This window comes from Chamaesiphon sp. VAR_69_metabat_338, from assembly GCF_031423935.1.
Taxonomy (GTDB): domain Bacteria; phylum Cyanobacteriota; class Cyanobacteriia; order Cyanobacteriales; family Chamaesiphonaceae; genus Chamaesiphon.
On record NZ_JANPGM010000174.1, the window covers coordinates 1 to 10,996 of the forward strand.

Below are 10,996 nucleotides of genomic sequence, written 5' to 3' on the forward strand. Positions count from 1 at the left end.
AGGCGAACGTCACCGCCACCTGGTGCCCATGTATCATACAAACCACCAACGAACATCGCTTTGATGACGAGCAATAATGCACCACAACCCAGAATTACGAGGTGGAAGCCCAAAATCGAAGTCATTTTATCCTTGTCTCTCCAGTCGTAACCGAAGAAAGAAGAATACTGCTCTAGCGTGTCAGGGCCACGCAATGCGTGATATAGACCACCAACACCTAGTACCGCAGAGGAAATCAAGTGTAATACACCGACGACGAAGTAGGGGAATGTATCCACGACTTCACCACCAGGGCCGACACCCCAACCTTGGGTAGCCAAGTGCGACAGCAAAATAATACCTTGCTCGTACATCGGCTTTTCGGGTACGAAGTGAGCTACCTCAAACAGGCACATCGCTCCAGCCCAAAAGACAATCAAACCAGCGTGGGCGACGTGTGCGCCCAACAGCTTACCAGACAGATTAATCAGACGTGCGTTACCAGACCACCAGGCAAACCCAGTTGAGTCTTGGTCGCGTCCGCCTATCATTGTAGTATTAAAGGGCGTTTCCACTCTTGCAGTACCTCGATCGATGAACTATAAATACGGAGTTAAAAAAACCGGAAGATAAATAGATTGTACATTTATCTTCCGACATATCAAAGCTTTATTCAAAGCTTAGAGCGCGTTACCACGAGGTAAGACTTCTTCAGGGAAGATGAATTGTTCGTGAGGTTGGTCTTGAGGAGCCATCCAAGCGCGAATACCTTCGTTCAACAAGATGTTCTTGGTGTAGAATGTTTCAAACTCAGGATCTTCAGCAGCTCTCAATTCTTGAGAGACGAAGTCATAAGCGCGGAGGTTGAGAGCCAAACCAACGATACCGACGGAGCTAAACCACAGGCCAGCTACGGGTACGAACAGCATGAAGAAGTGCAACCAACGTTTGTTGGAGAAAGCTACACCGAAAATCTGCGACCAGAAACGGTTTGCAGTTACCATCGAGTAGGTTTCTTCAGACTGAGTTGGGTCGAAAGCGCGGAACGTGTTCGACGAACCAGAATCTGCGCCGTCTTCAAACAGGGTATTTTCTACAGTTGCACCGTGAATCGCACACAGGAGCGCACCGCCGAGAATCCCAGCAACACCCATCATGTGGAAGGGGTTGAGCGTCCAGTTATGGAAACCTTGGAGGAATAAGATAAAACGGAAGATAGCAGCGACACCGAACGAAGGTGCGAAGAACCAACCAGATTGACCCAATGGGTAAATTAGGAAGACACTGACGAACACGGCAATCGGGCCGGAGAAAGCCAGCGCGTTGTAAGGACGAATCCCAACTAGACGGGCAATCTCAAATTGACGTAACATGAAACCGATCAGACCAAATGCGCCATGAAGAGCTACAAATGCCCATAGACCGCCAAGTTGACACCAGCGAGTGAAGTCACCTTGGGCTTCAGGTCCCCACAACAGCATTAAGGAGTGACCCACGCTATTAGGAGGAGTAGAAAGAGCGGCAGTAAGGAAGTTGCAACCTTCGAGGTAGCTAGAAGCCAAACCGTGACTGTACCAAGAAGTAACGAATGTAGTACCAGTCATCCAGCCACCGAGGGCCATGAATGCGCAAGGAAATAGTAAGATACCAGACCAGCCTACGAATACGAACCGGTCTTTTTTTAACCAGTCGTCTAAGACATCAAAGATGCCTCTTTCGGCTTGCTGGTTGCCAACTGCAATAGTCATGGTGCAGTAAAACTCCAGATATTATAAGGACATTGTTTGATACGATCGAATCCAGCAACAAGTAGATGCGAGTATCGATGCGTATGAGTTGAGTTAACCGATTTATTAAATCAGTTTACGTTTCTTTACCTAGTCTAATGGAATTGTACCGATGTGGGTAAAATCTTTACGTTTTCTTCGACAAAATTTAATATTTCGCGATCGACACCGAACCATTCGTCCTCATTGGGTTGGGCTTGATGAGTATAAATACTCACGAATGCTGTAATTAATTTGGTGAGATCGCTAACTTGGGAGTAAATTTTAACCTCTTTTAGTCCCGAGCGGCTAGCAGTAAACGCTGGGGATCGATCGCCCCCAGCAAATCTCACCACTAACTAGCCATGCATTTCGCGATCGGCTTACAATGAGAATCCCTACCCTCAATTTCTCATTAGATATGTACGTCATCGAAATCCTGCTCAAAAACACGGCCATGCCCATGTCAGTGCAACGCAAGACTGTCGAGGAAGCGAATACCGTTTACGAACAAGTTTTGGCCGCAGCGAAATCTGGCGATCGCACTTTGCTAGAATTAACTTGCGATCGTCAGCCAGAAAAGAAAATTGCTGTGATGACCGATTCGATCGTCGCCGCCCAAATGTACGAAAAGTCCGGTGCGGCAGCTTCTGGTAAAACCCCTGGTTTTGTCGCCTTTGCTGGTGCTTAACCCCGATCCCCGCTCATTAATATGACCGAATCCACCGCCTCACCAGCCATCAAAGTCACAGATCTCTCCTTTGCCTGGAAATCTGGTACGATCGTGCTCGATCGCTGTTCGCTATCCGTGCCGCGTGGTGAATTTTGGATGCTGCTGGGTACTAATGGCAGTGGTAAATCGACCTTACTACAGTTAATTGCGGGTTTATTGGCTCCCCAGACTGGCAAGATCGAGATTGATGGCGGGTTGGGCATTGTCTTCCAAAATCCCGATTATCAACTAGTCATGCCGACAGTCGGTGCGGATGTGGCATTTGGCCTGGTGGCCGAACGACTGACTGCCAGCCAAGTGCGCCACCGGGTGGTCGAAGCCTTGAATGCCGTCAATCTGGGTGAGTTAATTCGTCGCCCCATTTATGCTCTCAGTGGCGGTCAAAAGCAGCGGGTCGCGATTGCTGGCGCGATCGCCAGACAAATTGAGGTCATCTTATTTGACGAGCCAACGGCCCTGCTCGACCCCGATGCCCAACTAGATCTGGTCGCCCGCGTCCGCGAACTGGTCAAAAGTCGGGGCTTAACCGCCCTCTGGGTTACGCATCGGCTCGAAGAATTAGACTATTGTGATGGTGCATTTTTGATCGAACGCGGGCAATTAGTCGATCGTGGCGACCCAGAACGCATGCGCCAGCGGTTGATGCGGGAGATTGAGATTTAGAGCCTACCCACTTAACCCACAACTTGCTAATATTAGATAGGCTAATATAAAAAAATGTTAAGAAAAGTGTAGTTCGAACCATGCCTCCCTCACGAAAACAAGCTGTATTGCTCGTTGACGGCTACAACGTGATTGGAGCCTGGACAGATTTGCACGATTGCTTACCGCAGACCAAAGGTCAACGACAGACCAAAAACAATCCCCTCCAATCGGGATCGAAAGCGGACTTAGAAGCCGCACGCAGCAAACTGGTTGAGGCACTGATTAACTTTAGTGCTTATGAAGACTACCAAACCAAAGTGGTCTTCGATGCTTATAGTCGAGATATGCCAGCTTATTGCGAAGTAATTACGCCGAATTTATCGATCCATTACAGCGATTTTCTCGAAACTGCCGATACATACATCGAGAAATTCTGCGCCGCATTTCGACACGATCTTCAATACTCAGCATCGAGACTGATTGTCGCTACATCCGATCGCGCCCAGCAGATGACGGCGATTGGATTTGGGGCAGAATGGATCTCTTCATTACAACTGATCGCTGATGTCGATTTTAGTGCCAAACGAGCGCGGGGACGGCACCGCCCCCAAAAACAATCTTCAGGGCGATTCTTGTTCAATTCGCTCGATCCCAAAGCCCAAGCGCGGCTCTCGGCACTTCGTCACGGTTTGCCTCTCGATGAGACTTAAGGCGTAGGAAATCGCTTACTAGTTCGATCTGATACTTAGATCCAATTTACCCCGGCCAGATTTGGGATTGCCAGCGATGCTCATTCTGAGAGGCTGCGCCAACGCCAGCATGAGTCAATTTAATGATGCCCCCGCATGGTAAATCGTAATTTCGCCACTCATCTTCACCCGTTAACGCTGCTACAATCCCCAAGACAGAGCCTTTGTGGGCGATCGTCAGCAGATTGTCGCAATGGTGACGAGTCAGTTTTTGAGCTATAATGGTCAAACGTTCATCTAGTTCCTTCAAAGTTTCAGGGTAGCAAGGCATAACTAGGGATTGATAATTGACGTCAATATTTGGGTAGCATCGAATCAATTCGTCGATCGGCGTTGTTTTCGGTAAGGCTGGAGTCCAGTCTGAGCATAGCCACTCACACAACCCCCACTCTAATTGGAGTGGTAACTGCAACAGCGTTGCCAAGGGCGAACCTGTCTGAATAGTCCGTAAGAAGGGAGAAGTTATTACTCGATCGATGGGTATGTCCGCAAATTTCTGCGCCAACTGCATCGCCCAATCTAAACCTTGACTCGACAGTGGCGGGTCGTAAGGATAAATCGCCGTTTCAAACCATGCTGGTTCGATAAAGTCTAACCTCTGAGCGTGGCGAATCAACCAAAATGTCTGCATCGAACTTAAATATCTCCAAAATGTGCTGTAGATCGCCGTCTTGTAACTAAATCTTAATTATGATGAGAGTAGAGACATATCGAGCGAGACGGTTATTGCTCGTCATTAGGTCGTGAAGACCGAACTGCTAAAGCCCTGTCATTTGTGGACTGGGTACTATCAGCCAATTGGCTGAGGATTGAAAAACCCTGTCAATATGTGTGTAGAAATGTTAAGATTATTAGAAAGATAAGTAAACGTAATCTTGAGATCGAACGCAACTGATACTTCCGAACGATAGCGGTAAATAGCATTTACCACTAACTATCGATTCAGCAGACTCTCCTGCGATCTAGATTTTGCATCTAAATTACCCCTACATTTTAGCCAGAGTCATGAAAACTGCTCAAGCATCAACTGATACTGTCCGTACCTACCTCCGTGAAATTGGGCGCGTGCCCCTGCTCACCCACGAACAGGAAATCCTGTATGGTAAGCAGGTACAGCAGTTGACGCTCATGATGGCAGTCAAGAATACTCTCATCGAAGAACTCGGTCGCGAACCAAGTTTAACCGAATGGGCAAGTGCTGCCAATATCGACGAACTGCAACTGCACAAGACAGTTTCGGCGGGAGAAAATGCCAAACGCCGGATGGTAGAAGCCAATCTTCGGCTGGTTGTATCTGTCGCCAAAAAATATATCAAGCGCAACATCGATCTGCTCGATTTGATTCAAGAAGGGACGATTGGGATGCAGCGCGGGGTTGAAAAATTCGATCCCAGCAAGGGTTATCGATTTTCCACCTATGCTTATTGGTGGATTCGTCAAGCTATTACCCGCGCAATTGCTGAGAAAGCCCGCGCAATTCGCTTACCAATCCACATCACCGAAAAACTCAACAAGATCAAGAAAGCTCAACGCGCCCTGGCGCAACAATTCGGACGAGCTGCCACAATTAATGAGCTAGCCGCCGAACTGGAGCTATCTTCTAAGCAAGTCCGCGAGTATTTAGAGCGCGCGCGCCAGCCATTGTCGCTCGATCTGCGGGTCGGTGACAATCAAGATACCGAGCTAGGCGATTTACTCGAAGATCCGGGGATCTCGCCAGAGGAATACGTCACCAACTCATCGCTTCAATTAGATTTAGAGCGAATGATGTCGGAACTGACACCCCAACAGCAACAGGTGCTCACCCTCCGGTTTGGGTTAAAAGATACCCAACCGCTCACCTTAGCTAAGATTGGCGACTTGCTCAATATCAGCCGCGAACGCGTCCGTCAAATCGAGCGCGAAGCGATTGCCAAGCTCCGCAAACGTAAAGCTGATATCGGTGAATATTTAGCTTCATAGAGATTGAAAAGTCCGCTCCGGCGGGCTTTTTTTATGGATAGGTGGTGAGAGATCGTCTCGCTTGGGGAAGGGGAATTGTGGTCTAGAATTAGATAGAACCGATTTGAGATCTCTGATGGCGATTCCGCACAGTGGATGCTACGCGAACGTGCCCGATCGAAAGGATGAGTTCATAGATATCGATGGTAGTTTACATGACTTTGTTCGGCCTTGTACGAGTAGTGCTTGACTCGAATCGCATCTCTAACTCGGTCGATGAGCTTTTTTGGTGGTGGTTCTGTCGTCACAACTTTATTTCCAGATAATATCCCAATTTAGGGTGATATCCAGAAACTTTCTGGCGATCGTGCTGGTGTAGGATGACATATGGAAAGTATCAATGATGCATCAGGCTTTCAGCCGATCTTTGTCTGGATATCACCCCAGTTTTCGGGGAATAGGCGGAAAGTTTCCATATAATAAATAGTTAGCCTGCTTTATCTCAGCGGGGAGCAGTACACTAATGCATCTGCTAGCATTTAGAAGTAAGCTATTTCGAGATTACTGGCTCAATTTTTGTTTTTTAAGCAATGAGTGCTAAGTTGTTATCGATAGACCTGGAAGACTATAATGGGTAAGCGTGATTATGTCAGCGAAATTCTTGCAAAAAAGCAGCGAACTGTGCCAACTAGTCAGAGGTGGGAACTGGTTTCAGAAAGGCTTAATAATATTGGTTTACTATCTAAGGTCGCTCACTTTATAGAATATTTTGATCAAATAGAAGGGATAGAAGAATTAGAAGGATTTGACAGCATAGAAAAAGATTATGAAGCCTTAAAGTATAGCTTTGGGCTTAGTACAGAACTGAGTCGATACATTCCCATTGGTCTTGTTGCTTGTATGGAGGGTTATTTTCGCAAGGTATACGCTGATTTAATCGATCACGGATCTCCTTATAAAGAGAATGCTTCTAAATTTTCAGACATTAAATTTAGCATTGAAACAGCTATATCTCTTGAAATTCAAGCAGTCTCAATTGGTGATTTTGTAGCTCATCTTCTAACAACCAACAATCTGGATGATATAAATCGAAATATTAGTACATTGATTGGTGAAGATTTCATTGGAAAATTAAAAACGATCCGAGGTCAAGCAATATGTCAACAGTATTTGTTTCCTGTTGATGACAACGAACTAATGGGTTACATGGTTAAAAGTATTAGACGTATTTTTGAATTTCGGCATATGTTTTGCCACGAAATTGACCCCGTAGTCTCAATGGAAGAATTCCGAGCAATTGCAGGATATCCAGAGGCAATAGTTGAATTTTTGTGGATTTCAGAATTTCTCATCAGTGATCTATTGTCAGGTTAACTCTATACCAGCAAGCTAACAAGCGTGGTGCAGCAGATTGTTGTTGTCTGTTGGTGAAGTTGCAAAGACTCCTGCCACCGCTGACCACTAACGTTAGCAGGATGGCGTGGCTCGTGGCCGATCATCTATACTGACAGCATCTTGGCATAGATCGACCTTACTAGATCCCCTGTCTGAATCATTTTCGAGCTGTGAAATTGTGAATTTAGAATTGCCGCAGAAACAAATTGGTATTGCTGTCATCTGGGATCGATCTGGGCAGATTTTAATCGATCGACGTAAAAATAGTGGCACGATGGGGGGGCTGTGGGAATTTCCGGGCGGGAAAATCGAACCAGGTGAAACGGTAGCCGAATGTATTGCCCGCGAGATTCAGGAAGAATTGGCGATCGAAATTAGCGTTGGCGCGCACCTAATTACGGTCGAGCACGATTATCCCACCTTCCGACTGATCGCGATCGTGCATCATTGTCAGCATCTTAGCGGCATTCCGCAACCGATCGAATCTGAGGAAATCCGCTGGGTAAATGCCAGCGATTTGAATGACTACCAATTTCCCGCTGCTAATGATGCGATTATCCGTGCCATTCAATTAGCACGGGTGTCGGAGTAAAAGTATTCGTGCGGGAAGGTTTGAGCGAGCGGGAAAGATCGGCAATCTCGATCTTTACGATCTTTCGGGAATCATTGGTGGATAGATTGTATATAGAAGGACTGGAGGTGTGAGGTAAAGCAACACGATTCCAGTTTGAGTAGTTACAATCGAAACAATCCCCGCGTGATGAACCAGCTATGGCGACAGAATTAGCAATTCGGACGGAAGATCTCACCAAACAATTCGATCGCCAGATTGCCGTCAATGGGGTGGATTTGGCGGTAGGAGCTGGTGAAGTGTATGGGTTGATTGGCCCCAACGGTGCGGGTAAAACCACCCTGATGCGGATGCTAGCCACCGCTGAGGAGCCAACGATCGGCGAGATCTATATTAATGGCGAACGGTTAGTGCGCGATCGCAGTAATGCCAATCTCAAGCGGGTATTGGGCTATCTGCCCGATGATTTCCCGTTATATGATGACCTAACAGTTTGGGATTATCTCGATTATTTCGCGCGGTTGTACAAACTCACCGCCGAGCGACGACAGCGACGGCTGTACGATGTCCTGGAATTGGTGCAACTAAGTACCAAACGCAATAGTAAGATCGCGACCCTCTCGCGGGGGATGAAACAGCGACTGAGTTTGGCGCGGACAATTATTCACGAGCCGATTTTACTCCTTTTAGACGAGCCGGTGTCGGGATTAGATCCGATCGCGCGGATGCAGTTCCGGCAGATTATTAAGACGCTCCAAGAGGCGGGGATGACGATTTTGATCTCCTCCCATGTTTTGAGTGACTTAGCCGAACTCTGTACCTCAGTAGGGATTATGGAGTTGGGATTTTTGGTTGAAAGTTGTCAATTGCAAGATCTCTATCAACGGTTGAGTCGCCAACAAATTTTGATAACCACCTTAGGCGATGTGGAAGTGCTCAAGCGAGAGCTGAAATGCAATTCGCTAGCAACTGATATTGAAATTCTCGCAGGTACCAACCAGATTAGAGTTGGCTTTTCGGGGACAGAAGCAGAGGCGGCAGACTTATTACGATCGCTCATTCACGCTCAACTCCCAATTACCAACTTCCAATGTACGCAAGAAGATTTAGAAACAATCTTCTTAAAGTTAGGGCATCAACAAGCTTCTTAAATTAGTTGATAGTGGATAATTGGGTCGTTAGGATGGGAACTTGATTTTCCCGTTATTTCTTAAATTAGTTATCAGTAAATTATTGGGAAATAAGCAGACACCAAACAACTTAATCGATTGCTGCAATGGTCTTTGCTTACAACAATGTGGATATTTAAAGAGTCAATTTACTAGAGACAGTTTAATTTTGAAGATCTTCAAGGCAAATGATGTACAAAGACACATAATTTATAATCCATAGTAGCCATCTCATTGAAATTTATGACAAAGTTAACTAATATCATTGACAAATTGGGCGACTCCAATCCGCAAATATTTCGAGAACTCAAAGAACGATTGACAGTGCGAAATATCACTCTAGCAATAGTGTGTGCTGCGATCGTCCAAGGTTTGGTACTCCTGTATTTTAACGGCCAGATTCCCGTTCCTACTGATGAGGCTTTATCAGCTCAGAAACTCGGAGTTCATAGCAGTTATTGCTTAGTGCCACCGAGTAGTGGCTATGATGAAAGCTACTGTCGCCTCAGTCCAAATGGCGGCTTTATTATTGACTGGCAAAAATGGTGGTTAGATATTTTTACCTGTTTAGCTTGGATTTTGCCATTCGGATTGATTTTAGGATCGGTTTATACTTTAGTTGCCGATTTAGTCCGCGAAGAAAAGCGCGGTACGCTCAATTTTATTCGGCTCAGTCCGCAATCGGCACAGACAATTTTTAGCGGTAAAATTATTGGCGTACCCAGCCTGATTTATCTAGCGATCGCGGCAATCTTACCGCTACATTTTATTGCTGGCATGAATGCTGGTGGGAACATTACTTTACTCCTGAGTTGGGATCTCGCAATTGGAGCACTAGCTTTTCTATTGGCTAGTGCTACGGTTTTATATGTTCTTCTCGGTGGCGTGCAAGCAATCTTAAGCACGATCGCCATTGGGTACCCGCTGTGGATGCCCTTAATGGCAATTAATACCGTCGTCATCCGATCGATCGAGCGAGATGGCGATGTATTCGGAATTGACGCACTCCGGTGGTTTGGATTGCCAATTGCTAGCAATGCACTCTTGTTTTACGCCTTTGAAATTGGTACCTGTTCGATCGCAAGTTACTGGATCTGGCAGGTTCTCGAACGTCGCTATCTCGCTCCTACTGCCACGATCGTTGGTAAATTTCAAAGTTATCGCCTCAATCTTTGCTGGCAAATTTGGATTGCAGGATTCGCAGTATCGGCGATTTTATCGAGCAGTGGCGGCAGTTACGTTCGAGAAAGTGCTGCCAATTGGTTTGCAGCGATCGACTTTGCGGTATTGCTGCTATTAATTCCCACACTACTGCCTTCCAAACAAGCATTACAAGATTGGAGTCGGTACCGGCGCGAACGCGTCACCCATCCCCAGCGGAAATTCTGGCAACGAGAATTAATGACAGATCTGATTGGTAACGACAAAAGTCCCGCACTCTTGGCGGTTGTCATTAATCTCGGCATGGCACTAGTCTTGTGGCTGCCACTGTCCTTCTTTGCTTTCGCTCGCTTACTGACTGGATTTCAGTTCGCTGTCAGCATCTGCATCGCAGCCAGTCTGATTGCTATCTATGCCGCGATCGCTCATTTGGCTCTATTTTTCAATTTCAAGCAGCGTAAAGTGTGGATTATCGGTAGTATCGGCGGTGCGATGTTTCTGCCGATGGTGGGCGCGTTCGTCTTATCTTCCAATCATACCCCGACAGGACTAGCCGCGACGTTGCTAGTATTTTCGCCGCTGGCATCGATCGGCATCCCGCAACTACCGATCGGCGCGCTGGTGGCATCAATCCTGACTCAGTTGGGCATCTTCGCCTTCTTGACGCGCCAACTCCAGCGCAAATTGCAACAGAGCGGACAATCCCAAACTAACCGATTAGCAGCCGATCGAGCGATCTAACTGACATTGCCAGTTACTCGATCGATTAACAAACTAAAGTGAGGTAGATGTATGAATTTAGGCACGATCGTCGATCGCCTGGGCGACGCGAACCCCCAAATCTTTCGAGAACTCAAAGAGCGGTTGACGTTGCGAAACATCGGGCT

The 10,996-nt window shown here is 46.8% G+C and carries 11 protein-coding genes and 1 pseudogene; 8 read left to right on the plus strand and 4 right to left on the minus strand.

Going from position 1 to position 10,996, the window contains the following annotated elements; all coding sequences use genetic code 11:
* From RMO84_RS05100 to RMO84_RS05110, 3 genes and pseudogenes are all read right to left on the minus strand, one after another.
* A pseudogene (locus tag RMO84_RS05100) lies at positions 1-530 on the minus strand (Photosystem II reaction center protein); the annotation flags it as partial.
* Between the two features lie 129 nt (positions 531-659).
* Positions 660-1,727 (minus strand): photosystem II D2 protein (photosystem q(a) protein), encoded by a 1,068-nt coding sequence (gene psbD / locus RMO84_RS05105; protein WP_310487393.1) that lies wholly within the window; start codon positions 1,725-1,727, stop codon positions 660-662.
* A gap of 134 nt (positions 1,728-1,861) precedes the next feature.
* Positions 1,862-2,098, minus strand: a complete 237-nt coding sequence (locus RMO84_RS05110) for a hypothetical protein (protein ID WP_310487394.1) — start codon at positions 2,096-2,098, stop codon at positions 1,862-1,864.
* Positions 2,099-2,133: 35 nt separating this feature from the next.
* Here RMO84_RS05110 and RMO84_RS05115 point away from each other — a divergent pair, with 35 nt between their 5' ends.
* From RMO84_RS05115 to RMO84_RS05125, 3 genes are all read left to right on the plus strand, one after another.
* Positions 2,134-2,436: a hypothetical protein gene (locus RMO84_RS05115; protein ID WP_396135775.1), complete on the plus strand. Its 303-nt coding sequence runs from the start codon at positions 2,134-2,136 to the stop codon at positions 2,434-2,436.
* 21 nt (positions 2,437-2,457) lie between these two features.
* Complete coding sequence (locus RMO84_RS05120) at positions 2,458-3,141, plus strand: ABC transporter ATP-binding protein (protein WP_310487395.1); 684 nt, start codon at positions 2,458-2,460, stop codon at positions 3,139-3,141.
* Between the two features lie 80 nt (positions 3,142-3,221).
* A complete protein-coding gene (locus RMO84_RS05125; RefSeq protein WP_310487396.1) occupies positions 3,222-3,833 on the plus strand; it encodes an NYN domain-containing protein in 612 nt (203 codons plus the stop codon).
* Between the two features lie 46 nt (positions 3,834-3,879).
* Here the strand turns inward: RMO84_RS05125 and RMO84_RS05130 are convergent, their stop codons facing one another.
* Positions 3,880-4,503 (minus strand): histidine phosphatase family protein, encoded by a 624-nt coding sequence (locus RMO84_RS05130; RefSeq protein ID WP_310487397.1) that lies wholly within the window; start codon positions 4,501-4,503, stop codon positions 3,880-3,882.
* Between the two features lie 374 nt (positions 4,504-4,877).
* Between RMO84_RS05130 and RMO84_RS05135 the strand changes: the two genes are divergently transcribed.
* The 5 genes from RMO84_RS05135 (at position 4,878) to RMO84_RS05155 (ending at position 10,850) form a co-directional block, all read left to right on the plus strand.
* Entirely contained in the window at positions 4,878-5,834 is a 957-nt protein-coding gene (locus RMO84_RS05135; RefSeq protein ID WP_310487398.1) for an RNA polymerase sigma factor, RpoD/SigA family, read from the plus strand.
* 609 nt (positions 5,835-6,443) lie between these two features.
* Positions 6,444-7,187: a hypothetical protein gene (locus tag RMO84_RS05140; RefSeq protein ID WP_310487399.1), complete on the plus strand. Its 744-nt coding sequence runs from the start codon at positions 6,444-6,446 to the stop codon at positions 7,185-7,187.
* Between the two features lie 199 nt (positions 7,188-7,386).
* Entirely contained in the window at positions 7,387-7,800 is a 414-nt protein-coding gene (mutT, locus tag RMO84_RS05145) for an 8-oxo-dGTP diphosphatase MutT (RefSeq protein ID WP_310487400.1), read from the plus strand.
* Positions 7,801-7,979: 179 nt separating this feature from the next.
* A complete protein-coding gene (locus RMO84_RS05150) occupies positions 7,980-8,930 on the plus strand; it encodes an ABC transporter ATP-binding protein (RefSeq protein ID WP_310487401.1) in 951 nt (316 codons plus the stop codon).
* 261 nt (positions 8,931-9,191) lie between these two features.
* Positions 9,192-10,850 (plus strand): hypothetical protein, encoded by a 1,659-nt coding sequence (locus tag RMO84_RS05155; RefSeq protein WP_310487402.1) that lies wholly within the window; start codon positions 9,192-9,194, stop codon positions 10,848-10,850.
* The last annotated feature ends 146 nt before the right edge of the window (positions 10,851-10,996 follow it).